This window comes from Streptomyces sp. NPDC040432, from assembly GCF_055595445.1.
Window position 1 is genome coordinate 453,733 of sequence record NZ_JBVIVP010000001.1, and the last position, 26,539, is coordinate 480,271.

The 26,539-nt window shown below is 73.9% G+C and carries 23 protein-coding genes; 6 read left to right on the forward strand and 17 right to left on the reverse strand.

The genetic code is table 11. The features are described from left to right. The 9 genes from ACZ58N_RS02080 to ACZ58N_RS02120 all read right to left on the reverse strand — a co-directional run bounded on the left by ACZ58N_RS02080 (position 1) and on the right by ACZ58N_RS02120 (position 8,707). Entirely contained in the window at positions 1-438 is a 438-nt protein-coding gene (locus tag ACZ58N_RS02080; protein WP_471154461.1) for a tyrosinase family oxidase copper chaperone, read from the reverse strand. Beyond that, positions 435-1,967 carry an FAD/NAD(P)-binding protein gene (locus ACZ58N_RS02085; protein ID WP_471154464.1) on the reverse strand — a complete coding sequence of 511 codons (1,533 nt, stop codon included), beginning with the start codon at positions 1,965-1,967 and terminating at the stop codon, positions 435-437. The genes ACZ58N_RS02080 and ACZ58N_RS02085 overlap by 4 nt, the downstream gene beginning before the upstream one ends. A gap of 56 nt (positions 1,968-2,023) precedes the next feature. Continuing rightward, positions 2,024-3,034, reverse strand: coding sequence for an ABC transporter permease (locus ACZ58N_RS02090; protein WP_471154467.1), 1,011 nt, complete (start codon positions 3,032-3,034; stop codon positions 2,024-2,026). A gap of 54 nt (positions 3,035-3,088) precedes the next feature. Continuing rightward, on the reverse strand, positions 3,089-3,889 hold the full coding sequence (locus tag ACZ58N_RS02095; RefSeq protein ID WP_471154470.1) for a class II aldolase/adducin family protein: 801 nt from the start codon (positions 3,887-3,889) through the stop codon (positions 3,089-3,091). 493 nt (positions 3,890-4,382) lie between these two features. Then, positions 4,383-4,925, reverse strand: a complete 543-nt coding sequence (cpt, locus tag ACZ58N_RS02100; RefSeq protein ID WP_471154473.1) for a chloramphenicol phosphotransferase CPT — start codon at positions 4,923-4,925, stop codon at positions 4,383-4,385. A gap of 62 nt (positions 4,926-4,987) precedes the next feature. Beyond that, positions 4,988-6,178 carry an acyl-CoA dehydrogenase family protein gene (locus ACZ58N_RS02105; protein WP_471154474.1) on the reverse strand — a complete coding sequence of 397 codons (1,191 nt, stop codon included), beginning with the start codon at positions 6,176-6,178 and terminating at the stop codon, positions 4,988-4,990. A gap of 164 nt (positions 6,179-6,342) precedes the next feature. Next, positions 6,343-6,897: a hypothetical protein gene (locus tag ACZ58N_RS02110; RefSeq protein WP_471154477.1), complete on the reverse strand. Its 555-nt coding sequence runs from the start codon at positions 6,895-6,897 to the stop codon at positions 6,343-6,345. Between the two features lie 74 nt (positions 6,898-6,971). Further along, positions 6,972-7,808: a class II fructose-bisphosphate aldolase gene (locus tag ACZ58N_RS02115; RefSeq protein ID WP_471154479.1), complete on the reverse strand. Its 837-nt coding sequence runs from the start codon at positions 7,806-7,808 to the stop codon at positions 6,972-6,974. Continuing rightward, the gene (locus tag ACZ58N_RS02120; RefSeq protein ID WP_471154482.1) at positions 7,805-8,707 is read right to left on the reverse strand and encodes an SIS domain-containing protein; all 903 of its coding nucleotides are present in this window, start codon (positions 8,705-8,707) and stop codon (positions 7,805-7,807) included. The genes ACZ58N_RS02115 and ACZ58N_RS02120 overlap by 4 nt, the downstream gene beginning before the upstream one ends. Positions 8,708-8,850: 143 nt before the next feature. On the opposite strand from ACZ58N_RS02120, the gene ACZ58N_RS02125 reads away from it, so the two are divergent. Beyond that, positions 8,851-9,630, forward strand: a complete 780-nt coding sequence (locus ACZ58N_RS02125) for a DeoR/GlpR family DNA-binding transcription regulator (protein WP_471154483.1) — start codon at positions 8,851-8,853, stop codon at positions 9,628-9,630. Positions 9,631-9,751: 121 nt separating this feature from the next. After that, positions 9,752-13,147 (forward strand): hypothetical protein, encoded by a 3,396-nt coding sequence (locus ACZ58N_RS02130; protein WP_471154485.1) that lies wholly within the window; start codon positions 9,752-9,754, stop codon positions 13,145-13,147. 118 nt (positions 13,148-13,265) lie between these two features. Here the strand turns inward: ACZ58N_RS02130 and ACZ58N_RS02135 are convergent, their stop codons facing one another. The 3 genes from ACZ58N_RS02135 to tdh form a co-directional block, all read right to left on the reverse strand. After that, positions 13,266-14,180 (reverse strand): LysR family transcriptional regulator, encoded by a 915-nt coding sequence (locus ACZ58N_RS02135; RefSeq protein WP_471154487.1) that lies wholly within the window; start codon positions 14,178-14,180, stop codon positions 13,266-13,268. A 12-nt stretch (positions 14,181-14,192) separates the two neighbouring features. Next, a complete protein-coding gene (locus ACZ58N_RS02140; protein ID WP_471154489.1) occupies positions 14,193-15,401 on the reverse strand; it encodes a glycine C-acetyltransferase in 1,209 nt (402 codons plus the stop codon). A 105-nt stretch (positions 15,402-15,506) separates the two neighbouring features. After that, positions 15,507-16,535, reverse strand: a complete 1,029-nt coding sequence (tdh, locus tag ACZ58N_RS02145; RefSeq protein ID WP_471154492.1) for an L-threonine 3-dehydrogenase — start codon at positions 16,533-16,535, stop codon at positions 15,507-15,509. Positions 16,536-16,748: 213 nt separating this feature from the next. Between tdh and ACZ58N_RS02150 the strand changes: the two genes are divergently transcribed. Further along, positions 16,749-17,666 carry an alpha/beta hydrolase fold domain-containing protein gene (locus ACZ58N_RS02150; protein WP_471154495.1) on the forward strand — a complete coding sequence of 306 codons (918 nt, stop codon included), beginning with the start codon at positions 16,749-16,751 and terminating at the stop codon, positions 17,664-17,666. Between the two features lie 127 nt (positions 17,667-17,793). On the opposite strand, the gene ACZ58N_RS02155 is transcribed toward ACZ58N_RS02150, so the two are convergent. Then, the gene (locus ACZ58N_RS02155; RefSeq protein ID WP_471154497.1) at positions 17,794-18,522 is read right to left on the reverse strand and encodes a class I SAM-dependent methyltransferase; all 729 of its coding nucleotides are present in this window, start codon (positions 18,520-18,522) and stop codon (positions 17,794-17,796) included. 124 nt (positions 18,523-18,646) lie between these two features. Here ACZ58N_RS02155 and ACZ58N_RS02160 point away from each other — a divergent pair, with 124 nt between their 5' ends. Further along, positions 18,647-20,815 (forward strand): SpoIIE family protein phosphatase, encoded by a 2,169-nt coding sequence (locus ACZ58N_RS02160; RefSeq protein WP_471155195.1) that lies wholly within the window; start codon positions 18,647-18,649, stop codon positions 20,813-20,815. A 10-nt stretch (positions 20,816-20,825) separates the two neighbouring features. Here ACZ58N_RS02160 and ACZ58N_RS02165 read toward each other — a convergent pair whose 3' ends face one another. The 3 genes from ACZ58N_RS02165 to ACZ58N_RS02175 form a co-directional block, all read right to left on the reverse strand. Then, a complete protein-coding gene (locus tag ACZ58N_RS02165; protein ID WP_471154499.1) occupies positions 20,826-22,181 on the reverse strand; it encodes a serine hydrolase domain-containing protein in 1,356 nt (451 codons plus the stop codon). 272 nt (positions 22,182-22,453) lie between these two features. Further along, on the reverse strand, positions 22,454-24,256 hold the full coding sequence (locus ACZ58N_RS02170) for a glycoside hydrolase family 15 protein (protein ID WP_471154502.1): 1,803 nt from the start codon (positions 24,254-24,256) through the stop codon (positions 22,454-22,456). A gap of 46 nt (positions 24,257-24,302) precedes the next feature. Beyond that, complete coding sequence (locus ACZ58N_RS02175) at positions 24,303-24,878, reverse strand: DoxX family membrane protein (protein ID WP_471154504.1); 576 nt, start codon at positions 24,876-24,878, stop codon at positions 24,303-24,305. 109 nt (positions 24,879-24,987) lie between these two features. On the opposite strand from ACZ58N_RS02175, the gene ACZ58N_RS02180 reads away from it, so the two are divergent. Then, positions 24,988-25,452 (forward strand): MarR family winged helix-turn-helix transcriptional regulator, encoded by a 465-nt coding sequence (locus tag ACZ58N_RS02180; protein WP_471154506.1) that lies wholly within the window; start codon positions 24,988-24,990, stop codon positions 25,450-25,452. A 17-nt stretch (positions 25,453-25,469) separates the two neighbouring features. Continuing rightward, entirely contained in the window at positions 25,470-25,760 is a 291-nt protein-coding gene (locus ACZ58N_RS02185; RefSeq protein WP_471154509.1) for a YkvA family protein, read from the forward strand. Between the two features lie 99 nt (positions 25,761-25,859). Here ACZ58N_RS02185 and ACZ58N_RS02190 read toward each other — a convergent pair whose 3' ends face one another. Further along, a complete protein-coding gene (locus ACZ58N_RS02190; RefSeq protein WP_471154512.1) occupies positions 25,860-26,498 on the reverse strand; it encodes a fasciclin domain-containing protein in 639 nt (212 codons plus the stop codon). Between the last annotated feature and the right edge of the window lie 41 nt (positions 26,499-26,539).

Below are 26,539 nucleotides of genomic sequence, written 5' to 3' on the forward strand. Positions count from 1 at the left end.
TCATGCCGTGTGCTGGTGGAGCCGCGCCGTCGACAGCTGCGCGGTGCCGATCTCCTCGACCGCCGCCCGGGCCACTTCCAGCGGGGTCGTGAAGGACTGGTAGTGGTTGACGAGGCTGAGGTAGGTACCGTCGGCCCGCCGCATGACGTGCAGGGGGCGGCCGTCGATGCTCACCTCGATGCCGGGTCCGCCGGCCGGGGCGCCGCTGCGGGAGGAGGCGAACCGTACGGGCGTCGGCCCGCCCTGGATGCGGCGGCCGCGGTAGACCTCGTCGAACGTCCCTGCCGGCGGGACCGGATCGGCGTCGGCCCCGGCGCGGGAACCGCCGGCGGGGGCCGGGTCGGCCAGGACGATGGGCGCCACGGCCGCGCCGGTGCCGAGGACGACGGCCGTGGTCATGCCGGCCCTGATCACGTCCCTGCGGGTGAGCGTGTTCACGCGGACTCCTCCTCGGTCCTCGTCGCGGTGATGTCCTCGAAGACCGCCCGAACGATGTCGTCCGCCCGTTCGAGGACCGAGGGCATGCCGGAGGTGAAGAACAGCGTCCCGGCGCCCATGTCGCCGATCGCGTGCATCCGCCGGTGGGCGCGGCCCGCGCCCATGGCGCGGCTGGTCGCCGGCTCGATGTGGAGGCCGCCGTGCGGGTGGTACTCGCCGATGCCGTCCTCGACGAGCGAGTCGACGAACGGGCGGGCCTGGGCGGGCACCCGGTGGGAGGGGGCGCTGACGGCGTTGATGACGACATCGGTGCGGTAGTCGTCGCCGTCGGCCCCGACGTGGAACCCGGTGTCGGGGAGCGGCTTGACGTTCCACAGGCCGCGCAGGACCCGCAGCCGGCCGGATCCGTGCAGTTCCAGCAGCTTGCGCGCGTTGGCTGGCGGCATGGGGCAGCACAGGCTCATCACGGCCCGGTAGTGGGTCTCGCGGATGAACTCCTGGTCCTCCGGCCGCAGCAGGGTCCACGCGTCGGGGCCGCTCTCCGGGACGACGTGTTGCATGACCCGCATGCCGGTGTCGGCCGCGTCGATGCAGTCGTACTGGCGGCGCAGCCGGTCCAGCGGTGCCTCCACGCCGAGGGAGAACAGTTCGGCGAGCACGACGGACGGGTCGGACCCGTGCTCCGCCAGTTCCTTCACCAGGAGGTCCAGTACGTCGTCCAGGCCGATCCGGCCGTCGTCGCCGCGGGCCGCGGCGGCGTGCAGGGCAGCGGGGGTGAAGTGCGTCATCTCCGGGAAGACCGGCCGCTGGCGGACGGCCGGCAGCGCGCCGTTGCGGGACGCCATGGTGACGCGGCCGCGGTGCCCGTGGGCGCCGAGGGTGACGACGGCGTCCACCGCGGCCAGGCCGGTGCCCAGGACGGTGACGTCGGCGTCGCGCGGGATGTCGGCGACCGTCGTGCCCAGTGGGTACGGGTCGGCGAAGTAGCCCGGATTGCCGGCCAGTTCGTAGTGGTCGGCGGGGCGGCCGGCGCCGACGGCGCAGATCACGTAGTCGAACGTGTGCGTGCGGCCGTCACCGGTGGTCAGGGCCACCTCGCCGACCGCCTCCCGGGCGGCGACGACGGTGTCGCGGACGAGCCGGACCGGCCAACCGCCCAGGGAGAGCGCCTCGACGGCGTTCTCGGCGGTCCGCTCCAGGTAGTCGCCGAACACCCTACGCGGCGGGAAGTAGCCGTCGGCCGCGTAGTCGCCCTCCCCGTAGGGGAGTCCGGATGCTTCGAGCCACTGCCGGAAGTCGTCGGGCGCCCCGGTGCGGGCGCTCATCTCCGCCGGGATGATGTTGGCGAGGACCGAGTCGGCGTCGGGCTGGTAGGCGCGTCCGCGCCACAGGTTCTCGGAGGGTTCGAAGACGGTGATGGATCCGAGGCCTCGGCCGGGGGTGCGGGAGAGCCGGTCGAGCAGGCACACGGCGGCGGCCCCGCCGCCGACCAGGCCGATGCGCGTCGGCGGGCGGTCACTTGTGTTCATGGTGATGTCGACCTTCATGAGGTGGTGGTGGGGCGGGCGACCCGGGGCACCGGGGTTCAGTGCGCCGGGGCGGTCGCGGGCCGCGCTTCGCCGGCGGAGTCGCGGGCGTCGTCCCGCGGTGGGGCGGCGGGCTTGCGCCGGGAGCTCGCCCAGAGCAGGGCCGCGCCGATCAGCGCCCAGACGAGGAGGACGAGCACGGGTTGACCGGAGCCCGCCCCGTCGAAGGGTCCGGCGGTGCGCAGGAGGCCGGCGGCGGCTCCCGCGGGAAGGAACTGGCCCAGGGCGCCCAGCGGCTGGGGCAGCATCTCCGGGGCCGAGGCCAGGCCGGAGAGCGGGTTGCCGATGACGAACGTCAGGACCGCGCCGACGGCGATGCCGGGCGGGCCGATCAGCGAACCGAGACCGGTGATGACGCCGACCATGGCGAGTTCCAGCAGGGCGATGATTCCGGCGTTGACGAAGTAGTTGCCGGGCAGCACCCCGCTCAGGTGGGTGAGCATGAGGGAACTGAGCAGGCCGGAGACGACGGCGAACCCGATGACGCCCATGAACCTGGCCGGGGCGGAGCGCACCTTCAGGACGAAGAGCAGACCGGCGATGACGGCGGTGATGAGCAACGGCAGGAAGCCCATGGACAAGCCCGCGCCGTGCGGGTCGTCCGGGTCGGCGGGCACCACGTCGGTGATGCGGACCGGCCCCGCGGCGAGCTCCTGCGCCCGGCCGGTCAGGTTCTGCGCGACGGTCGGCGAGGCCGCGGAGGCGAGGTGGAGTTCCAGGCCGCCGCCCGCGGTGGGCAGCAGGGCGCCGTACGCCTCGCGTTCGCGCAGGGCGGCGTCCGCGTCCTCGACGGTGGCGACGTCCTTGACCTCGTACGCGCCCGGTGCGCTCGCGAGCAGCCGCTCGGTCAGCCGGTCGGCGCCCGGGGCCGTTACCACGAGGACGGGCAGGTCGCGCGGTGCGGCGTGGGACGCCGACCACGAGAACCAGCCGCCGATGACGAACTGCACGATCGCGACGATGATGAGGATGGTGCGCGCTTCGGCGCGCGGTGAGGCGGTTGAGCTCATGATTGCTTCCTGGGATCTGGTGCGGCCGGCGGGTCTGCGCGTCGCTGCCCGGTGCTATTCGTCGAGCAGGTCGGGCTGTTCGGCCGTGATCTCGTCCCACATGATCTGGAAGCTGTAGCGGCCGAGCTGCTCGTCGCCGAAACCGTCACGGGCGAGCAGGGCCTGCTGGTGGGACATGGGTACGGGGCGGCCGGCGGCGAGGGCCAGCAACTGGACCTGGGCGCAGCTCTCGTAGGTGAAGAACCAGTGGACGGCTTCCTCCAGGGAGCCGCCGACGGTGATCAGGCCGTGGTGGCGCAGCAGCATGGCCCGCTTCGCGCCGAGGCGGTTCGCGATGTCCTCGCCGTGCTCGATCCTGATGGCCGGGCCCTCGTAGTCCCCGTACAGCACCTGGTCCTGGTAGAAGGCGGCGGATTCCTGGTCGTAGGGCTCCAGGAGCCGTTCCAGGGCGCCGAGGGCGCGGGCGTGGACGGTGTGGCCGTGCGCGATGGCGTTGGCCTCGGGGCGCTCGTGGATCTTGGAGTGGATGGTGAAGGCGCTCGGGTTGACCTTGCCGGTGCCGTCGACGACGCGGCCCTCGGCATCGACGCGGATCAGGTCGGCCACCCGGACCCGGTTGAAGGACACGCCGAACGGGTTGACCCAGAAGGTGTCGAGGTCCTCGGGGTCACGTACGGAGATGTGGCCGGATATGCCTTCCGCGTAACCCGCCTTGCCGAACAGCCGCATGGCGGCGGCGAGTCGCTGCTTGCGGTGGCGGCGTTCGTCGGCGACGGACGCGAAGACCGGGTCGGCCGGGATCGGCAGGCCGGTGTGGGTGTCGGCGATGAAGGCGGCCGTGATGGTGGTGGACACGTTCATTTCTCCTGGAGGGGTCGGTGGGCCCCGTCCCCCACCCGCACCAGGGCATGGCAAAGCCGCGGCAGGTACGGGGGGTCGACAGCGAAACCCCTGGTCAGGGGGTTGTTGGGGCGACGGTGGTGGGCGAGGGCTTCAGCTCCCTCACATCTGAATCCTGACCCACGGAAGCGCGCGTTTTCGGCCTCGACGGCCGCCGCGCGCCTTCATAACCGTGCTTTTCACCTTTGCGCAGCGGGCCCGATCACGGGCATATGCATACGTAACGCCACGGCTCGGCGAAGCGGACCGCATCATTCACGCCGCCGGGGGCACCCGTACCCGACCGCCGAACGCACCCGGTGCGCGAACGCGCACCCGGAGGGCCCCCACCCGCGGTCGGGTCGTCACCGCATCGGTGGGACCGTCGTCACCGCATCGGTCGCGCCGCGGTCGGCGCATCGGTCGGACCGTCGTCACCGCCGCGGTCAGCGCGCCGGTCACGCCGGCGTCACCGCGTCGAGCGGGCGACGCGCGCGGCGATGGCCCGCGCGCACTCCATCGCCTCGGCGTGCGTGGTGTCCACCTCCAGGTCGTAGGCGACGCCCCGGTGGACCAGGTCCGCCTGGGACGCCGCCATCCCGGCGACCCGGTCGCCGCGTGCGACCTCGCGACCCGCGGCGACCGCCGCGTCGCACCGGACCCCGACCCACAACACCCCTACCCCGTCCAAGGCATGGCGCCACCGCCGCTGCGACTCCGCCCCGCCGAGGAAGACCTCGTCGACGACGACCCGGGCGCCCGCCCGGGCCATCGCGGCGACGCCCGCGATCCACGCCGCCTCCAGCGTCCGGAACCCGGGCCCGACGTTCACCTCACCGTCCGGGGCGAACGCGATCCCGGCGTCCGACGCCCTCATGGACGCGGGCATCGCGTCGACCAGGGTGTCGGTCCCCAGCGCGAGCCACGGATCGGGCAGGACCTCCTGCAGGCACCGGACGATCCCGGACTTCCCCGAGCTGGAACCACCGTTGAGAACGATCACCTCGGTCATCACCGCCCCACAGTAGGGCGCCCCGAAAGGCCTCGGAACGGATTTCCGCGGTCGCGCCCGGGTCAGCGGCGGACCCGGGGCATGCCCAGGCCGATCCAGGAGATGATCTCGCGCTGGATCTCGTTGTTCCCGCCGCCGAAGGTGAAGATCACGGCGCTGCGGTAGCCGCGTTCGAGTTCGCCGTGCAGGACCGCCCCGGCGGAGCCGTCCTTGAGGGAGCCGGCCGCGCCGACCACCTCCATCAGCCAGGCGTACGCGTCCCTGCGCGCCTCGGAGCCGTAGACCTTGACGGCGGAGGCGTCCTGCGGGGTGAGCGTGCCGGACTGCACGGCGTTCACCATCTGCCAGTTGAGCAGCTTCATGGCGTCCAGGCGGGCGTGGGTGCGGGCCAACCGGCCCCGCACCCAGGGCAGGTCGATGACCCGGCGGCCATCGGCGAGCTTCGTCCCGGCCGCCCAGCGCTGCACGTCGTGCAGGGCGCGGATGGCCATGGTGCCGTGGGCGGCGAGGGTGACCCGCTCGTGGTTGAGCTGGTTGGTGATCAGGCGCCACCCCTTGTTCTCCTGGCCGACGCGACGGCTCGCGGGGACCCGGATGTCCTCGTAGTAGCTGGCGGTCGTGTCGTGCGAGGCGAGGGTGTTGATGAGGGTGCAGGAGTAGCCGGGGTCGGCGGTCGGCACGAGGAGCATGGTGATGCCCTTGTGCGCGGGGGCGTCCGGGTCGGTGCGGACGGCGAGCCAGACCCAGTCCGCGGTGTCCCCGTTGGTGGTCCAGATCTTCTGCCCGTTGACGACGTACGTGCCGGTCTCCTCGTCGCCCTCGCGGACGGCCTTGCACTTGAGCGCGGCCAGGTCGGTGCCGGCGTCGGGCTCGCTGTACCCGATGGCGAAGTCGATCTCCCCGGCCAGGATCCGGGGCAGGAAGTACGCCTTCTGCTCCTCGGTGCCGAACTGCATGATGGTGGGACCGACGGTGTTGAGGGCCATCAACGGCAGCGGGACGACCGCCTGGGCCGCCTCGTCGAAGAAGATGAACTGGTCCATGGGCGACATTCCGCGCCCGCCGTACTCCTCGGGCCAGCCGACGCCGAGCCAGCCGTCCGTTCCGAGCCGGCGGATGGTCTCGCGGTAGAAGCGCTTCTGTGCGGCGGGGTCCTCGTAGCGGGCGTAGACGTCCTGCGGCACGAGCTCGGCGAAGTAGGCGCGCAGTTCGGTGCGCAACTGCTGCTGCTCAGGCGTGTATTCGAGGTGCACGGCCCCTCCGGGAGTCTCGCGGTCCAGCCGGTCTCTGTGGTGGCGGCGGTCAGACTAGAACCCGTTACAAGAATTCGGAAGGCCCGGGAGACCGGCGGGCACCGCGGCCGCCCACGCCCGAGGACTCGTCCTCCCGCCCGGTGGACGTCCGGGGTGTCCGTCGCTCAGGTGTGGAGGAGGACGAGGTCGAACCAGACGAGGTCGAGGGCCGCGTCGAAATGGTGGGTGCCCGACGGCACGACCGACGGACCGGGCCGGTTCGCGGCGGTGTCGAACGCGGGGCTGGTCCGCCACCGAGCGCCGGCCGGCACGTGGGCCGACAGCGGGGCGGGCGGGGCGGGGAGGTCGGCGGGCACGAAGGGGTGGCCGGAGCGTTCGACGATGTCCGCTGCCGATCCGGGGCGCATCCGGGCGATGCCGACGAGCCGGATGCGGGAGTCCGGGCCGGGGAGGAAACGGCCGGCGGAGGAGGCGTCGATGTCGTAGCCGAGCCAGTGGGGATCGGAGAGCGGTCCGAGGGCCTGCTCGAAGCGGCTGTTCAGGGGTTCGGTGTCGGTACGGACACGCCGCCGGTCGGGCTCCCGTTCCGACTCCGGGGCCGGGTTCGGGTCGGGCCACAGGGCGGCCGCGCCGACCCCGGCGAGCAGCAGCGCGGCCCCGCCGGTCAGGGCGAGGAACCGGCGGCGGTCGGTGCGGTCGCGGGAGCGCCGGTCGTCCATGGTCCGTCCCCGCTCCCCCGCCGCCGGCCGTCACGAGCGCCGGGTCCCTCGCTCCCGTGGCCGGTCGCGTCCCGTCAGTTCAGGGCGCTGATCATAGCCTCGGCCGTGTCCGCCATGGCCGTCCGGGCGGCCGTGAGATAGGGCCTGGGGTCCGCGGGGGTCAGGTGGGTGCGGATGGCCTCGGTCATGGCCACGTTCAGGGCGGTGCCGATGTTGACCTTGCGGATGCCACCGGCCACCGCCGCGGCGAGTTCGGTGTCCGGCAGGCCGGAGGAACCGTGCAGGACCAGGGGTACGTCGACGGTCTTGGCGAGCCGGGCCAGCAGGGCGTGGTCCAGTGCCGCGGTGCGGCGGGTCATGGCGTGGCTGCTGCCGATGGCCACGGCGAGGGCGTCCACACCGGAGTCGGCGACGAATCTGCGCGCCTCGTCGGGGTCGGTGCGGGCGCCGGGCGCGTGCGGATCCAGCGGCGCGGCGCCGTTCTTCCCGCCGACCTCGCCCAGCTCGGCCTCGATCCACAGCCCGTTGACGTGGGCCCAGTCGGCGGCCGAGCGGGTGGCCTCCAGGTTCTCGGCGTAGGGCAGGTGCGCGGCGTCGTACATCACCGACCCGAATCCGGCGTCCACGGCCCGGCGCAGCAGGTCGGGGCTCTTGACGTGGTCGAGGTGCAGGCCGACGGGGACCCGGGCGGCCTCGGCGCAGGCGGCTGCGGCTCGGGCGATGGGCAGCAGGGCTCCGCCGCGGAACTTCACCGCGTTCTCGCTGAGTTGGAGGATGACGGGGAGTCCGGCCCGTTCGGCGCCCTCGACCACGGCCTCGGCGTGTTCCAGGGTGATGATGTTGAAGGCGGCCACGGCGCGGCCGGCGCCGGCCGCGTCCGCGACGAGGGTCCCGGTGGTGGCGAGGGTCATCGGAGGGCTCCCGCGGTGTTCGTGAGGACGACCGAGCGGGTCAGGTTGCGGGGTGCGTCGGGGTCCAGCTCGCGGTGCGCGGCGACGGCGACGGCGAGCCGGTGGACGCGGACCAGTTCGGCGAGCGGGTCGAGCGTGCCGGCCACCCAGGCGGCGCCGGTGCCGAGGACCTGTTCGGCGATGCCGTCGGGGGTCCCGCCCAGGGACCAGGTGACGGAGCCGGGTCCGGTGACGCTGACGGGGCCGTGTCGGTACTCCATGGCCGGGTAGGACTCGGCCCACGACAGGGAGGCCTCGCGCATCTTGAGGGCGGCCTCGTGGGCCAGGCCGACGCTCCAGCCGCGGCCGAGGAAGGTGAACTGGCCCCGGGTTTCGGCGCCGACGGGCAGCGGTGCGGCGAGCGCGGTGCGGGCGTCGGCGACGGCGGCCGGGGTGTGCGCGCCGACGTGGGCCCGGAGCAGGGTGAGGGCGGTGGTGGCGAACCGGGTCTGGACGACGGAGCGTTCGTCGGCGAAGTCGAGGACGACCAGTTCGTCGGCGAGGGCGATCACCGGGGTGTCGGGGTCGCCGATGACGGCGGTGGTGGCCACCCCGGCCTCCTTCAGCCCGGCGAGGAGGTCCAGCACCTCGGTGGTGGTGCCGGAGCGGGTCAGGGCCACCACCCGGTCGTAGCGCCGGTGGCGGGGGAACTCGGAGGCGGGGAAGGCGTCGGTCTCGCCCTGCCCGGCCTCCTCGCGCAGCGCGGCGGCCGCCTGGGCCATGTAGTAGGAGGTGCCGCACCCGACGATGGCGGTGCGTTCCCCGGGTTGCGGCAGTACGGTCCGCCGGGACGGGGCCAGTTCGGCGGCCCGCTCCCAGCATTCGGGCTGCGTGGCCAACTCGTTCGCGACGTGACTCATGCGGGCTCCCTGCGCGTTGGGTGCGTGTTCCTGCAAGGTAGCGGCCTCTTTCGCGCAACTTCAAGCATCTTCGGGGTGGCGCCCTGGGTTAATCTCGACAACGGGGCCGAAGCGGCGGCCAGGGGAGAACTCGGGAGGGCGCCATGACCCGCAAGGAACGCTGGCAGAGACTGCTGGACCTGCTGGTGGAGCGGGGCGGGCTGGAGGTGGAGCCGGCCGCCGAGGCGCTCGGCGTGTCCGCCGCGACGATCCGGCGCGACCTGGACCAGCTCGCCGAGCAGCAGCTCCTGGTCCGCACGCGGGGCGGGGCGGTGCCGCACGGGGTGTCGTACGAGCTCCCCCTGCGCTACCGGTCGACCCGCCGGGCCGCCGAGAAGCAGCGGATCAGCGAGGCGGTCGCCGCGCTGGTGGCGCCGGGCGAGGTCGTCGGTCTGACCGGCGGCACCACGACGACGGAGGTGGCCCGCGCGCTGGCGGCCCGACCCGACCTGGCCACCGGCTCCCCCGCGCTCACCGTGGTCACCAACGCCCTGAACATCGCGGGCGAACTCGTCATCCGACCCCAGTTCAAGATCGTGTTGACGGGTGGGGTGGCCCGACCCCAGTCGTACGAACTCACCGGCCCGTTGGCCCAGCAGACGCTCGGCCGGCTCACCGTCGACACGGCCGTCGTCGGGGTCGACGCCTTCGACCCGGCGGACGGCGCGGCCACCCGACACGAGGACGAGGCGGCGGTGAACCACCTGCTGTGCGAGCGGGCGCGCCGCGTGGTCGTCGCGGCGGACTCCTCGAAGCTCGGGGTCCGCGCGTTCGCCCGCATCTGCCCGACCGCCGCCGTGGACGTCCTGGTGACGGACACCGGCCTGGCGGCCGAGGTCGCCGCGCGGTTCGAGGAGGCGGGGGTCCAGGTGGTCCGCGTCTGACCCGGGGCCGGAGGCCGGCCGCCGCACCCCTCCCGGGCACCCGCCCCCCGGCGGCGGTGCCGGACACCCGGCACCCCCTTATTCGATCGCGCGTACGGATCACCCCGGGCAGAATCTCCGGATGCCCACCACCGCGGAGCAGCTGCTCTCCGTACTCGAACCGCTGCCCTTCCCCGCGCGCCTCGCCCTCACCGCGCAGACCGCCCACCGCCTCGCCGCCACCGGAGAACTCGGGTTTCTGCTGGCCGAGTTGGACGCGCTCGGCCCGTACGAGCGGCGCCTCGCCGCACTCGCGGCCTTCGCCGGGCGGGACACCGACTTCCTGGCCACGCGCCTGACCGACCCCGATCGGTGCGTCGCCTCGTACGCCCTGCGCGCGGCCCGCAGCCCGTCCGTCCCGGACGCGGCGATCGAAGCCGCGTACGAGGATGCCCCGACCGCCCTACGGCAGCGGCTGGCCCGGCTGCTGCTCCGCGGCGGCCGGACCGCGCTCACCGAGCGGCTGGTCGAACGGCTCCGCGGCGAGTGGGGTGACGCGGAGGCGGTACGGCTGCTACCGGCCTGCTCGGCCCCCTTCGTGGCACGGCACCTGCCTTCCCTCGCGCACGCCGTGGAGGGCTGGCCGGGCTTCGCCCGCCGCCATCCCGACGCGGTGCTGGACCACTTCGGGACCGCGTTGGCGGAGCGGTCTCCCGGGCACGATCGGGACACGTGGTGGCGGGTGCACGCCACGGCGGTCTCGGCGCTGGCGCCGCAGCGCCCCGCCGGGGTGCTCGACCTGCTGGAACGGTACGGGCCCGCCGCCCTGCCGCACCCGCTGTACGACGGGTTGGGCGCCCTGATCGATGTCGACGCCGAACGGGTGGTCCGCTGGATCGTCTCCCCCGACCGACAGGAGGCGCGCTTCGAACGGGTGCCGCCGCCGCGGGTGATGCGTCGGCTGGTCCGGGCCGCTCCCGTCTCCCTGCCCGCGCTGGGCCGCCACTGGAACCACCGCGACCTGCACTACACGGCGCTCCTGAAGGCCCTGCCCCCCGGCTCCCGGCAGGCCTTCGACTCGGAGGTCACCGCCGGCGCGCCGGTGGCGTGGCCGCACGTGGACGTGCTCGCCCTGCTGCCCCGGGAACAGCGGTGGGCCGCCGTCCGGCGGGCCGAAGCCGAGTTCGACCCGGCCGAGGACTGCTGGTGGGAAGACCTGGACGTGCTCGGGCACGGCCCGTTCACCCGGTCGCGGACCGCGCTGCTCGCCGCCGTCCGGCGTTCCGACGCCGAAGACCGGGAGACGGCCTGGCCGCTGCTGGTCGCGGGCGCCACCCGCGACGGCGGCCGCGCGGCAGTCGCCGAGATGCTTGGGGCGACGCGGCACCTGCGCAACGACCGGGATCCCGTGCGTCGCGCCGCGCTCGGGGCCTTGGCCACGACGGCGCCCCGCGTGCTCCACGCCGATGACGTGGCGGCGCTGGAGCGGATCGCCACCGACGCCCTGGAGGCTCCGGACGGCTCGGACGGGAGCCGGACGGCCCTGCGCACGCTCGCCGAGCGCGTGCTCGTCGAGCACGCCACCGGTCCCGACACGGCCCTGTCGTCCTGGGCCCTGGACACCCTGGCCCGGATCACGGGCCTGGAGGGAGCCCCCACCTTCGGCCCCCTGTACCGGGCGTTGCGCCGCGGCCAGGAGCACCAGGTGTTCGACGCCCTGCGCCCCTGGCTCGAAGCCGCCGCCGCACGGGCCGACTTCCGTCTGCTGCTCGGCCTGGCCCACGCCCTCGGACCCCGGGCCCGACGGATGCCCGACCTTCAGAACATGCTGGTCACCGCGCTGGAACGGGGTGATGACACCACCTTCCGGGCAGCGGTGGAACTTTGGTTGGACGCGCCCGCGACCCGCGGTCCCCGGGTGGCGCACATCATCGCCCTGGAACCCTCGGCGGTCGTCCTGCCGCGCGTGCTGGAGGTCGTGTGCCGGTCGCGCACGGACCTGTTGGACGCACTGCTCCACGACGCCCCGCCCCACGGCCGGTTCCTGCTGCCCGGCTCCCCGCCCCCGCTGCCGGACCTCGACCACAGCGACCGGTGGCTGCCCCGCCAACAGGCCACGGCCGTACGGATCGCCGCCGCGACGGCCGCGGACGTCTCCCTCCCCCTCACCGATCGGGCCGCCGCGATCCGGGCCGCCGCCCCGGTCCCGGAGCTGGGGTACGCGTCGGTGACGGCCCACACCGACGCCCCGGACGTGGTACTCGCCGAGGCCGCGCTCGGCTCCCTGGCCCGGACCGACCGGCCCCGGGACGCCCTGGCGGTCCTCCTGGAGCACGCCGGCACCGACCGGGCACGGGTCGCCGTGTACGCGGCGGCGCGCGCCGCCGACCACACCGCCCCCTCCGAACTGGCCTTGCTGTTGGGACCGTTGCTGACCGGTGAGCAGCCCGCGAAGGTGACGTCCAGGAAGGAGGCGATCCGACTCGCGGCCCTGCACCTGCCGCAGCGGCGGACCGCGGCCCTGCTGGCGCACGCGTTCCGGGCTCCCGACCGTCACCCGGACGTCCGCTCCACCGTCGTGCGGGCCCTGCCCGCGCTGCTGGGCGTCCCGGAAGCGTGGCGGTTGCTCGACGAGGCCGCGCGCGAGGGCGACCCCGCCCTGCTCGCCGCCCTGGTGGCGGTCGGCCCCCGGCAGCTGCCGCGGGAGCACCGCGCCCGCTGGGCCCTCCTCGTCGACTCCCTGTACGACGCCGTGCTCAGCCACACCGCGAGCGGTCTCCAGGGCCATTCGACGATCCGGAGCCTGGGCCTCTGGGCCGTGTACGCCCCCGGACTGGGCGAACGGCTCTCCCGTACGGTCTGCGACCTCGACCGGCGGACTCGCTGGGCGGGCGTGGCCTCGGCACTGCGCGACCTGGCCTCCTCGACGCTGCCGCACCCGCTGGGCGGCGCGGCCCCGGGCAGCGTGCTGCACGGCGCGATCGCCGGGTTGCTGGTCTCGCTGGACGGCCCCGAGGGTGGCCTCGACGCCGTCGGGGACCGCGACCTGCCGGCCCTGCAACGACTGCGCTCGCTGGTGTCCACGTCCGCCGTCCGCGACAGCGGGGCCGAGCTGCCGGAGTCGCTCGCCGCGCAGTTGGCGGGGCATCCGCTGCTCGCCGCGGAACGCGCGGAGCTGCTGCGGTCCCTGGTCGACCTGCACGCCGAACCCGATGAGGTCACGCGCCGCATGGAGGACCTCGCGGAGGCCCTTGAGGACGCCGGCGCGGTTGTCGCGGGGCAGCTGGCGGGGCGGCTGCGACCCCACTGGGGACAAAGCGCGCTGCCGCCGCGCGCCGGGGGTCTGCTGAAGGTGGCCGACCGGCTGGCCCGGGACGGCCGGGTCGGCGCCGGCCTGCTGGCCTGCGCCCTCGTGGCCGGGATGGGCACCGTGCTGAGCTGGCCCGAGGAGTGGCGGGTCCTGCTGCGCGCACTGCGCCGGCACCCGCGACCTGACGTACGGCACGAGGCGTACCGCACCCTGACGGAGTCCGAGTGACGGTCGTGGCCCGACCGGCTCGCCCGCGCCCGGACCCCTGATCCGCCCGGGGCGGGCCGGGCGGCCGGCGTGCGTCCGCGTCGCCGCCGGCGCCGTCCCCGCAGGCGGGTCGGGCGGGTCAGTGCGCCGGCAGCCGCTCCGCCTCGCGGACCAGGGCGGCGAGGACCGGGGCGATCAGCGGATGGTCCTCGGCGCCGCGCCGGGTCGCGGCGAAGACCCGGCGGGTGGCGGCGGCCCCGGTGACGGGCAGGACGCGGGCCTCCTTGAGGTCCATGCCGCGCAGCGCCGAACGGGGCACGAGGGCCACCCCGGCCCCCGCCCCGACCAGTGCGGTGACGGCGCGGAAGTCGTCGGAGGAGTGGACGAACCGGGGCTGGAAGCCTGCCAGTTCGCACGCCAGCAGGGTCACGTCGTAGCAGGGGTTGCCCGGGTACTGGCCCACCCAGTCGGCGTCGGAGAGGTCCGCCAGCGCCACGGTCGGCAGGTCGGCGAGGGGGTGCCCGGCGGGCAGGACCGCGTCGAAGGGTTCCGCGTACAGCGGGAGGACGGACAGTCGGGCGTCGTCGGCGCCGGGTCCGCCCCGGTACTCGACGGCCAGGGCGACGTCCGCCTCCCCGTCGAGCAGCATCGGCAGGCTCTGGTCGCCCTCCGCGTCCCGCACGCGGAGCCTGATGCCCGGATGCTCCCGCCCCAGCCGGGCGATGGCGGGGGCCAGGACCTCGGCGATGCCCGTCGCGAACGCGGCGACGGTGACCTCGCCCGCCGCGCCGCCCGCGTACGCGGCGAGTTCGGCTTCGGCCCGCTCCAGCTGGGCCAGCACCTCGTGCGCGTGCCCCAGCAGGATCTCCCCGGCGGCGGTGAGCCGCACGCCCCGTCCGCTGCGGGTGAGCAGGGCGTGTCCCGTCTCCTGTTCCAGCGCGGCGAGCTGCTGGGAGACGGCGGACGGGGTGAGGTAGAGGGCTGCGGCCGCGGCGGTCACCGTACGGTGGTCCGCCACGGCCCGCAGGATGCGCAGCCGGCGGGGGTCGATCACTCCCCCATGATGTCAGCCCTGAGCAGCGACGAGAGCCGCGCGGGCGTCCACGAAGGCGGCCACCGCGCGCTCCACGTCGGCCGTCGAGTGGGCCGCCGAGAGCTGCACGCGGATGCGGGCCGCGCCCAGCGGGACGACCGGGTACGAGAAGCCGATCACGTACACGCCGCGCTCCAGCAGCAGCTCCGCCATCCTCGCCGCCTCGGCCGCGTCGCCGATCATGACGGGGGCGATGGCGTGGTCGCCGGGCAGGATCTCGAAGCCCGCCTCCGTCATCCTCGAACGGAACAGCGCGGTGTTCGCGGCGAGGTGCTCGCGCAGGTCGCCGGCCGACTCCAGCAGGTCGAGGACCTTGAGGGAGGCCGCCGCGATGACCGGGGCGAGGGAGTTGGAGAAGAGGTACGGGCGCGAGCGCTGGCGCAGCAGCTCGACGATCTCGGCGCGGGCGGCGACGTAACCGCCGGAGGCACCGCCGAGGGCCTTGCCGAGGGTTCCGGTGATGATGTCGACGCGGTCCATGACCCCGTGGAGTTCGGGGGTCCCGCGGCCGCCGGGGCCGACGAAGCCGACGGCGTGCGAGTCGTCGACCATGACCATGGCGTCGTACCGCTCGGCGAGGTCGCAGATCTCGGCGAGCGGGGCGACGTAGCCGTCCATGGAGAAGACGCCGTCGGTGACGACGAGCTTGCGGCGGGCGCCGCCCTCGGTGGCTTCCTTCAGGCGGGCTTCGAGCTCCCCGAGGTCGCGGTTGGCGTAGCGGAAGCGGCGGGCCTTGGACAGGCGGATCCCGTCGATGATCGAGGCGTGGTTGAGGGCGTCGGAGATGACCGCGTCCTCGGCTCCGAGGAGGGTCTCGAAAACGCCGCCGTTGGCGTCGAAGCAGGAGGAGTAGAGGATCGTGTCCTCCTGGCCGAGGAAGGCGGACAGCCGCGCCTCCAGCTCCTTGTGCACCTCCTGGGTGCCGCAGATGAACCGGACGGAGGCCATGCCGTAGCCCCAGCGGTCCAGCGCGTCCTTCGCGGCGGCGACGACCTCGGGGTGGTCCGCGAGGCCCAGGTAGTTGTTGGCGCAGAAGTTGAGGACCTCGCCCGGGGCGCCGCCCGCGGTCACGGCGACGGCGGCGTTCTGCGGGGTGCCGATGACGCGCTCGGGCTTGTGCAGGCCGGCGGCGCGGATCTCGTCGAGGGTGGTGCGGAGGTCGTCGCGGACGGACTCGAACATGTGCGGTGCTCCTAGTACGGCGAAGGGGGGCCGGGCCCCGCGGAGGGGGGAGGGTGTGCGGGGCCCGGCCGGAGGGAGATGGTTCGAGGGGGCCGGTCGGGCGCGTTACGCCGTCCAGTCCAGGATGATCTTGCCGCTGCGTGCGGTGGCGGCCTCGTCGAAGGCGGCCTCGAAGTCGCGGTGCGAGTAGCGGCCGGTGATGACCGGGGACAGGTCGAGCCCGCCCTCCAACAGCACGGTCATCGCGTACCAGGTCTCGAACATCTCGCGACCGTAGATCCCCTTGATGGTGATCATCGAGGTGACGACCTTCGCCCAGTCCACGGCGAACTCCTGCGCCGGCAGGCCGAGCATGGCGATGCGACCGCCGTGGGTCATGTTGTCGATCATGTCGCGCATGGCCTCGGAGCGGCCCGACATCTCCAGGCCGATGTCGAAGCCCTCGCGCAGGCCGAGTTGCGCCTGCGCGTCGGCGATGGAGGACTCGGCGACGTTCACCGCGAGGGTGGCACCCGCCTTGCGGGCGATCTCCAGCCGTTCCGGGCTGACGTCGGTGATGACCACGTTGCGCGCGCCGGCGTGCCGGGCGACGGCCGCCGCCATGATGCCGATCGGACCCGCGCCGGTGATCAGGACGTCCTCGCCGACCAGCGGGAAGGACAGCGCGGTGTGCACGGCGTTGCCGAACGGGTCGAAGATGGCCGCCACGTCCAGGTCCACGGCCGTCCGGTGGACCCACACGTTCTGCGCGGGCAGGACGACGTACTCCGCGAAGGCGCCGTCACGCCCGACGCCGAGGCCGATCGTGCTGCGGCACAGGTGGCGGCGGCCGGCCAGACAGTTGCGGCACCTCCCGCACACCAGGTGGCCCTCGCCGCTGACCAGGGCGCCGACCTCGATGTCGCGGACGTCCGCGCCGAGCGCCGCGACCTCGCCGACGAACTCGTGGCCGAGGACCAGCGGGGTGCGGACCGCGCCCTGCGCCCAGCCGTCCCACGCCCGGATGTGCAGGTCCGTGCCGCAGATGCCGGTCCGCAGCACCCTGATCAGCACGTCGCCGGGGCCGTACTCGGGCTCGGGGACGTCCATGAGCCACAGCCCGGGCTCGGCCTTGTGCTTGACGAGTGCCTTCATGGGGTGGCTCCAGGCATGCGGAGGGGGCGCCGGGGCCGGTGGGGTCCGGGTGGCGTCGTTGACGTGCACCAATGTGCCGATTCGGACCGTGATCAGTCCATCGAGACTTTCTTAAGCGGGTCGACAGCACAGCTTCACGCCTATGCTCCTCAGGTGACGGGGCAGGGGCCCGGGACCGGGGTCCGGGGCAGGGGAAAAGGGGAGGTGAGGGGCGTGCCGAGTCTGCGCAGCAGGGCGCTTTCGGCCGCGCTGATCGCGACGGGCCGGCGAAGACGGTTCGCCAGTGCGGAAGCGGTCCGGGCCCGGGTGGCGGAGTCCGCCCGCCGGCCGTCGTCGCACCTGCCGCCGCGGTCGCTGGGCCGGGTCGCCGAGGTCTCGCGGACCTTCGTCGGAGCCTGGCCCGTGTACGACGTCTCCCCGCGCGGGGAGGAGCCCGTGACGCGGGTGCTGTACGTGCACGGCGGCGCGTACATCAACGAGCTGGTCCGGCCCCACTGGTCGATGATCCGCACCCTGGTCACCCGGGCTCGGGCCCGGGTCGTCGTACCGGCGTACGTCCTCGCCCCGCGCGGCACCGCCGACCGGACGGTCCCGGTGGCAGCCGACCTGCTGAGCGGTCTGATCGAGGACGGTGGGGCGGGCGGAACCGTGCTGATCGGGGATTCCGCGGGCGCGGGGCTGGCGCTGGCCGCCACGCAGCGGTTGCGGGAGCGCACCGGGGCGCAGCCGTCCCGGATCGTGCTGATCTCCCCGTGGCTGGACCTGACCATGAGCCATCCGGGCCAGGCCGCGATCGAGGCGGGCGACCCGATGCTGGCCCGGCCGGGTCTGGTGGAGGCCGGCAGGTTGTACGCGGGCGTCCTCGCCGCCGACGATCCCCGGGTGAGCCCGCTGCACGGCTCCTTCGCCGGGCTGGCGCCGATGACGGTGTTCACCGGCACCCGGGACGTGCTGACGACCGACAGCCGGGAGTTGCTGCGGCGCGCCCGCGGGGCCGGGGTCGAGGTGGAGTGGCACGAGGAGGCGGGCCTGCCGCACGGCTACCCCCTCATGCCGGTACCGGAGGGCCGGGCGGCCCGGGATCGGATCGTGGAACTGGTGCGGCTGTCGGCCGCGGAGGGCTCTCCTTGAGCGGACGGCTCTCCTTGGACGGCACTCGCCGGACGGACGCCACTCGCCGGACGGACGCCACTCGCCGGACCGGCGCCGGACCGTCCGGTGATGGCGCGGCGACGCCGGCGCCGGGCGGGCCGGTGTGTCAGGCCGTGCAGGTCATCAAGGAGCTGACCGGCCAGGCGCGGTAGGCCGTCCAGTAGGCCTCGTCGCGGGTGGAGTCGGCGGGCGGTGTACGGCTGGGCTGCCAGCCGACGGTGGTGAAACCGGCGTCGACGGCGGCTTCGGCGAAGTCGGCGTGCGCCCATTCCCGGTACTCGAAGTGCAGCGGCGGTTCGGTGAGGAACTGCGCCTTGAGCAGCGCCGGCGCCTCCCCGTCGGGTACCCGGTCGAGGATGCGCACCCCGTACGGGGACCAGTCCACGCGCGGGAAGGCGCCGGGGTTGCGGACCAGGGAGAGCAGTCGGCCGCCGGGCCGCAGGTTGGAGCGGATCCCCCGGAACATGGCGTGCAGGGCGGTCCGGTCGGGGGCGTGGCTGAACAGGTAGACGGCGGTGGCCAGGTCGAAGGGACCGAGCTGCGGCATCGAGGCGGCGTCGGCGACGACGTACTCCACCGTGCTCGGGGCGACCGCGCCGTGCCGTTCCCGGGCCAGCCGCACGCGGTCGGGGCAGTTGTCGACGCCGACGGTCCGCCGTGCCCCGCCGCTCGCCAGCAGCCCGGCGGAGCCGCCGTGGCCGCAGGCGACGTCGAGGGTGTCGAGGTCCCGGACCCCGCCGAGGACGTCGAGGGCCGTGCGGAGCGTGAAGGCGTCGGCCGCCGAGAAGGCCGCGCCGGGCGCGGGGTGCGCGAGGGTGTCGTACGGCTGGTGCATGCCGGCATCCCTCCCCGCGACCGGTCCGGGTGACGGCCGGGAGGTCGGGTGCGTCCCTCGGACGGGGGAGGCGTTCGGGTCAGTCGGTACGGCGTACGGGCGGGCGGGGCCGCGCGCCGCCGGGATGCAGGTCCCGCCGACGAGGGCGCATGCTGGCTGTGTGACGGCGAGACCGGACAGCGGCGGCCCAGCCTCCGACGCCACGGCCGGGGTGCTCGCGAGTGCCGTCGTCGGCGCCGTGAAGGACCTGGGCGGGTTCGCGGGTGGGGTGTACCTGCGCTCGGACAGCGAGGGCCTGCTGCGGATGGCCGTGCTCGCCGGGCTGCCGGGGCAACTGTTCCGGCCCTGGTGGCGGATGCACGTGAACCGGCCGTACCCGGTCGCCGAGTCCTACCGCGCCGGCCAGTCGGTGCACCTGCACGACGGCGAGGCGTCCATGCGGCGTTTCCCCCAGTTGATGGCCGGCCTGCCGTTCACGTTCGCCTCCCTCTACGAGCCCGTCACGGCGGGGCACGAGCGGTTCGGGGTGCTGTTGGTGATGCGCCCGGCGACGCCGGGGGTGCCGGTCGGGACCGAGGACCGGGACCGGCTGCGCCGGGTCGCCGACCGGCTGGCCTGGGACCTGGCAGCGCTGGCGGCGCGCGGCGAGCGGGTGTCCTGGAACGCCGACCCGATCTGTCTGCCGTCGCCGACGGCTCCGGGCGACGCCCGGGAGGCGCTGGACCACCTCGCCCAGGCGGTGCTGTCCGTGGACCGGCAGGGGCGGATCGGCTTCGCCAACACCTCCGCCCAGGAACTGCTCGGTCTGGGCGAGCCCCTGCTGCGGGGCCGGATCCTGTGGGAGGCGCTGCCGTGGCTGGGGCATCCCGCGTACGAGGACCACCTCAGGGCCGTGTTCCTGTCGGGCGATCCGGTCCACTTCGCCGCCCGGGACGCGGCCGATCCCGAGCGGGAGTGGCTGTCGGTGGGGCTGCTCCCGGGGCCCGGTGGGGTGACGGTGACCCTCGGAGCCGCCGAGAAGCCGGCCTACGCGCCGGGGTCGGTGGCCAGTCCCGGCTCCGGGCTGGGTTCGCCGGCCGACCGCGCCGCGGCCCTGTACCGGCCGGTGGCCCTCGCCATCGCCCTGACCGAGGCGGTCACCGCGCGCCAGGTGTCGGCCGTGGTCACCGACGAGCTGCTGCCCGCGTTCGGTGGCCGCCAGCTGGCCATCTACCTCCTCGACGAGCGGCACCTCTACCTCGCCTGGGAGACCGGTTTCCCCCAGGGCTTCCTCAACCGTTTCGACGGGGTCTCCCTCGACGTACGGCTGCCCGGGGTCGAGACCCTGACCTCCGGCCGCCCGATCTTCTTCGAGTCGATGCAGCACCTGGCCGAGGCCTATCCGGGGATCCCGCTGGACGCGCACGTCGGGGCGCGCGCCTTCCTCCCGCTGATCGCCTCCGGCCGGCCGGTGGGCTCCTGCATCCTCGGCTTCGACGCGCCGCGCGGCTTCAGCCCGGAGGAGCGCACGGTCCTCACCGCGCTGGCCGGTCTGATCGCCCAGGCCCTGGAACGGGCGCGGCGCTACGACAACGAGGCGGCGCTGGCCCGCGGGCTCCAGGCGGCACTGCTGCCGCACCGGCTGCCGGTGCTGGCGAACGTGGACACCGTCGGCCGGTACCTGCCCGGGACCGACGGCATGGACGTGGGCGGCGACTGGTACGACGTCATCATCACCGGCGCCGGCCTGTTGGCCCTGGTCATCGGGGACGTCCAGGGCCACGGGGTGTCCGCCGCCGCGACCATGGGCCAGCTGCGCAGCGCGGTACGGGCCTTCGCGCTCAGCGGGAACGCACCGGAGCAGGTCATGCGGGGCACGAACCAGTTGCTGATCGATCTGGACCCCGGACAGTTCGCCAGCTGCTGTTACGTCCTGCTCGACCCGGAGACCGGCCGTGCCCTGGCCGTCCGCGCCGGCCACCCGCAGCCGTTGGTGCGTCACACGGACGGCCGTACGGAGGTGCTGGACCTGCCCGGCGGGGTGGTCCTCGGCATCGACCCGGGCGGGGAGTACCCGGTGACCGAGCTGGTGCTGGAGCCGGGGGCGGTGCTCGCGCTGTACACGGACGGGCTGGTGGAGGCACCGGGCACGGACATCGACACGGGCGTGGAGCGGTTGCGGGCCGCGCTGGCGGCCGCCCGGCCGTCCCCGCTGACGGAGACGGCCGACCGGCTGGTCGGCGAGGTCGGCGGCACCGCCGACCGGCCGGACGACATCGCCCTCCTCCTCGCGTCCCGCACGGTGGCCCGGTAGGGCTCGGCGGCTACCGCGCGCGCTGCCCGGATGCCGCAGGCCGGGTCGCCTCCGCCGGGGCGGCCAGGGTGTCGGGCAGGCGCGGGAGGGCCCGGGGGGCGTCGGCGCGGGCCGTGGGCGCCGTACCGCCGCACAGGGCCTGTTCGGACAGGGCGACCTCGGCCGCGTCCACGGGGTGCGGTACGGGGTTGCCGTCGGGGTCGGTGCGCTGGTAGCCCGTCAGGTTGAGGCCCGCCGCGTACTGTCGTTCGCCGTCGGCGGTGGACATCGCTCGGGTGGTGGCGCCGAAGACGCCGCCGTCGTGTCCCCAGACGGGGCCGCAGGGGGTGTCCACGGTGTAGATGCCGAGTCCGTAGCGCAGCAGGACGGTGCCGTCCTCGTCGCGGTAGGGGACGGTCGTGCGCATCTCCTTCAGTTGCGCGGCCGGCAGCAGGCCGCCCCGGAACAGGGTCCGGTAGAAGGTGTTGAGGTCCTGGGTGGTCGAGATGAGCGCGCCGGCCGTGCCCGCCATCGTCATGTTGTACTCGCTGAAGTCGCGCGGCGGGGTAAGGGCCCCGCCGAAGCCCTCGTACATCCGGGAGTGCGGGCCCCTGATGCGCGGGTCGGTCCCGGGGAACCAGGTGTCCCGCAGGCCGGCGCGCCGGATGACGTCGCGCGTGATGACGCGTTCCGGGTCCTGCCCGGTGACCTTGCGGAGCACCTCGCCCAGCAGGATGTAGTTGGTGTTCGAGTACGACCAGGACGTTCCCGGTTCGAACAGTTGCGGGAGGCCGACCCCGTACCCGGCGAGGGTGGCCGGGGAGATGGTGCGGTGGCGGAACTCCTCCAGGCTGCTCGGCGATCCCTGCTTCACCGAGGGAAAGGCCTCCGCGATGTAGTCCGCGATGCCGCTGGTGTGGTTGAGCAGCATGCGCACGGTGATCTTCCGGCCGCGCTCGCCGGGCACGAGTTCGGGTACGTGGTCGCCGACGGGCGAGTCGAGCCGCAGGCGCCCGGCGGCGCTCTGCTGGAGCACGGCGACGGCGGTGAAGGACTTGGTGACGCTGCCGACCCGGTGGCGCATGTCGGGGGTCGTGCGGCGGCCCGTGTCGACGTCCGCGAGGCCGGTGGCGCCGGTCCAGCGGGCCCGGCCGTCACGCACCGACGCGTACGCGCCGTACATGCCGGCCGTGTGCACCGCGTCGAGCCGCCGGGCCAACGCCCGGCGGTCGAGGTCGGTGTGCCGGGCCCCGGCCGCGGGGTCGTCGGTCCCCGTGGCCGGGGCCGCGGCCGCCGTCGCGGCCGTGCCGGCCAGGAGGGCCAGCGCGATGCCGGTGGCGACGGTGGTGGCGCGTAATCGGCCGCGCCGGCCGTGGTGTGAAGGCACAGGATCTCCCCGGGTGCGGGCGGCCCTTCACGGGGCCGCCGTTCGACCTTGTGCCTCGATTCTTCCGAGCCCGCGGGGGCCGCCCATCGTCCGGGGGAACGATCCCGGGGGCCGCCGCATGGGCCTCCGGTACCGGGTGCGCCTCCCCCGTTCGGGGGTCTTGACGCGGGCGGAGCGGGGTCCGGGGTGGGCCGGGTCCGGGTGGACGGGGTTCGCCCGCCCGGTCCCCCGATCCGCCGCGCCGACGACCTGTCCCGCGTCGGCGCGGCCCGTCACTGCGCCACGTCCCTCCCGGCCAGGGTCAGGGCACTGTTGACGAGGCCGACGTGGCTGAACGCCTGCGGGAAGTTGCCGAGTTGGCGTCCGGCGACGGGGTCGTACTCCTCGGCGAGCAGGCCGACGTCGTTGCACACGCCCAGGAGCCGTTCGAACAGTTCGCGGGCCTCCTTGCCACGGCCCGTCATGTGCAGGGCGTCCACCAGCCAGAACGAGCAGGCCAGGAAGGCCCCTTCGTCACCGGGCAGCCCGTCGACGGACGGGCCCTCGGTGCTGTAGCGGCGGACCAGTCCGTTGCCGCCCAGTTCCGCCCGGACCGCGTCGACGGTGCCGATCACCCGTGGGTCGTCGGGCGGCAGGAAGCCGACCCGGGGGATGAGCAGGGTCGCCGCGTCGAGCTCGCGCGAGCCGTAGTACTGCGTGAAGGTGCCCCGTTCGGCGTCGTAGCCGTGTTCGCAGACGTCCGCGTGGACCTCGTCCCTTATGGTCCGCCAACGCTCCACGTCTCCGGGGATGGAGGGGTCGCGTTCCATGGTGCGGACGGCCCGGTCCGCGGCGACCCAGGCCATGACCTTGGAGTGCACGAAGTGCCGGCGGGGGCCGCGCACCTCCCAGAGCCCCTCGTCCGGGCGGCGCCAGTTCTTCTCCAGGAAGTCGAGGAGGGCGAGCTGGATCCTCCAGGCGTGCCGCTCCGCCGGAAGTCCGGAGGAACGGGCGAGGTGGAGGGAGTCGATGACCTCGCCGTACACGTCGAGTTGCAGCTGGTCCACGGCGGCGTTGCCGACGCGCACGGGCGCGGAGGAGGCGTAGCCACGCAGCCACGGCAGGTCGGTCTCGGGGATCCGTCGTTCGCCGGCGATCCCGTACATGATCTGGAGGTCGGCCGGGTCGCCCGCCGCGGCCCGCAGCAGCCAGGCCCGCCAGGCGCGGGCCTCGTCGAGGAAGCCGGTGGCGAGGAGCGCGCCGAGGGTGAGGGTGGAGTCGCGCAGCCAGCAGTAGCGGTAGTCCCAGTTGCGGACCCCGCCGAGCTCCTCCGGCAGGGAGGTCGTGGCGGCGGCGACGATGCCGCCCGTCGGCGCGTACGTCAGGCCCTTGAGGGTGATCAGGGAACGGGTCACGGCCTCCTTGTAGGGGCCCTCGTAGTGGCATTGCGCGGCCCACGCCCGCCAGTCGGCGAGGCTCTGCTCCAGTGCCGTGTACGGGTCCACCTGCTCGGGGCGCGGCTCGTGCGAGGGGTGCCAGGTCAGCACGAAGGCGACCTTCTCCCCCGCGTCGACGGTGAACTCCGAGCAGGTGCTGTTCTCCTCGCCCCACGTGCGGACGGGGGGCTCGCTGCGGAACCAGGCCGAGTCGGGTCCGGCGACGGCGACCCGGTCACCCTCGCTGCGCCGGACCCAGGGAACGACGTGGCCGTAGTCGAACCGCAGGCGCAGCGTGCTGTGGAGGGTGACCCGGCCGGACAGGCCCTCGACGATGCGCATCACGTCGGGTGCGGTGTCGCGCTGCGGCATGAAGTCGATGACCTTGACCGTGCCGTCCGGGGTCTCCCAGTAGGACTCCAGGACGAGGGAGTCGTCGACGTAGGCGCGGCGCGTGCACGGCTGTCCGTCGGCGACGCCGTCAGGGGCGATGCGCCAGTGGCCGTTCTCCTGGTCACCGAGAAGGGCGGCGAAGCACGCGGCCGAGTCGAAGCGGGGCAGGCACAGCCAGTCGATGGACCCGTCGCGGCCGACCAGGGCGCTGGTCATGAGGTCGCCGATGAGTGCGTAGTCTTCGATCGCCTGTGTGGGGTGCGTCATTCATCCGCTGTTCCCCCAATTTCCCGGGGCCAATCAGCCCGGACGATCAGTTGCGGACGAGAAGCGTCACGGCCGCGAGGACGATGCCCAGGGCGAGGGCGAGCGCCCCCTGCTTCAGCCCGTGGGAGCGCAGGGCGGCCACGGGCAGGAAGCGGTCGACGGCGAGGCGGCCGGGACCGGTGAGGGTGAGGGCGGCGGCGGCCACGGCCAGCAGGAGTTCGTACTCCATGCCCTCGGGCGCGAAGAAGGAGCCGGTGCCGTGGACGGCGACGGCGTTGATCATCGTGCCGGTGACGGCTGCCCCGGCCAGCGGGGTGAGCAGTCCGGCGGCGAGGCCGAGGCCGCCCAGGGTCTCGGTGAGGCCCGCGATGACCGCCATGGCGTCGCCGGCCGGGTAGCCGACGGAGGTGAAGAACCCGCCGGTGCCGCTGAGGCCGCCGCCACCGAACCAGCCGAACAGCTTCTGGGTACCGTGGGCGGCGATGGTCAGGCCGAGGACGAGGCGCAGGAGCAGCAGGCCGGCGTCCTGGGGTGCGGTGACGGCCGCGGGCAGGTCGGCGGTCGGGTGCGCGGCCGGTGCGGTGGCCGGGGCCTTCGTCGAGGTGGCGGAGGCGCTGGTCATGGGGGTTCCTTCCGGTCGGGCCGGTCCGACGCGGGTAGTTCAAATTCGAACCGGCTGCCCAGACCCTAGCCACTGATTCAAATTGGAACAACCCGTGTAGGCTGGAACCATGGACGGGACGAGATGGCTGGACGAGCGCGAGATGCGGGCCTGGAACGGCTTCCTGGCCGCTTCGGCCCTGGTGAACCGGCGTCTCGACCAGCAGCTCAAGGACGACTCCGGGTTGTCTCACCCGCAGTACGAGATCCTCGTCCGACTCGCCGCCGCGCCCGACCGCGAACTGCGCATGACCGAGTTGGCGAACGGGCTGATCAACTCCAAGAGCGGGCTGACCTACCAGGTGACCCAGATGGAGAAGGCCGGACTGGTCCGGCGCCGCAGCTGCCCCTCCGACGTCCGCGGGGTCTTCGCCGTCCTCACCGAGGCGGGCCTGGCCCGACTGGAGGAAGCGGCCCCCGGGCACGTGACCACGGTCCGGGAGATCCTCGTCGACGTCCTGACCCCCGAGCAGCTCGACGCTCTTTCGGCCGGTCTGGGGGAAGTGGGCCGCCGGTTGCGGGAGCAGGGCGCCTGAGCGGGTAAGGGGATCCCATGGACGGAAAAGTCTGGCTGGTCATCGCGGCGGTCCTCGCCGTCGCCCTGGCGATCGTGGCCGCGGTACTGCTGGTCCGGGTGTTCGCGGCCCGGAAGCTGCTGCTCGACGCCGGGATCCCGCTCCGCGACAAGGCACTGTTCTGGGTCGCCGTCGTCTACACCGTCTCGCCGGTGGACCTGGTCCCCGACCCGGTGTACCTCGACGACGTGGGCGTCCTGTTGCTCGCCCTGCGCTCCCTGCACGCGGCGGCCGAGGCCGCCAGGAAGCCCGTCGACCGGACCGTCTGACGGCCGGGGGCCGTACGGAGGACGCTGCGCGGCCCATTCCCCGGGGCCACGCAGCGTCCGTTCGGGTGCGCCGCGGTGGGCGCTCCCGCGCCGGGGGCGCTACTTCGGCATCAGGACGGTGTCGACGATGTAGACGGTGGCGTTGGCCGTCGGCACGTTGCCGCAGACGACCGCCGAGGTGTCGTTGACCTTGTAGGCCTCACCGGATCCGGCCGTGGTGATCTTGCCCGTCTCCAGGGTGTCGAAGGAGCCGTTCTCCAGCTGCTTCGGGGTGAGCTTCTGGCCGACGACGTGGTAGGTGAGGATCTTGGTCAGGGTGGCCTTGTCGGCGAGGACCTTGTCGAGGTCGGCCTTCGGGATCTTGGCGAACGCGTCGTTGGTGGGCGCGAAGACGGTGATGTCCTTCGCGTTGTTCAGGGTGTCGACGAGTCCGGCCTGCTTGACGGCCGCGACCAGCGTGGACAGGGCCGGGTTGTTCGAGGCGGCGGTGGCCACCGGGTCCTTCGCCATGCCGTCGAAGCTGCCCGCGCCGTCCTTCGGGACGCCGGCACACGCCGGGCCGAAGGGCTTGTCCGCCGCCGCGGAGGCGTCGGGCATGGTCGTCTGGGAAGCGGTGGTGTCCGCGGCCGGACCGGCGGCGGAGTCCTTGCCGGACTCCGAGCAGGCGGCGAGGGCGAACGGAAGGACGACCGCGGCGGTGACGGCAACGGCGGTACGACGGAACTGACGGGTGTTCATCACGATTCTCCTAGGAGCTTTCACGAACGGATCAGGAAGGT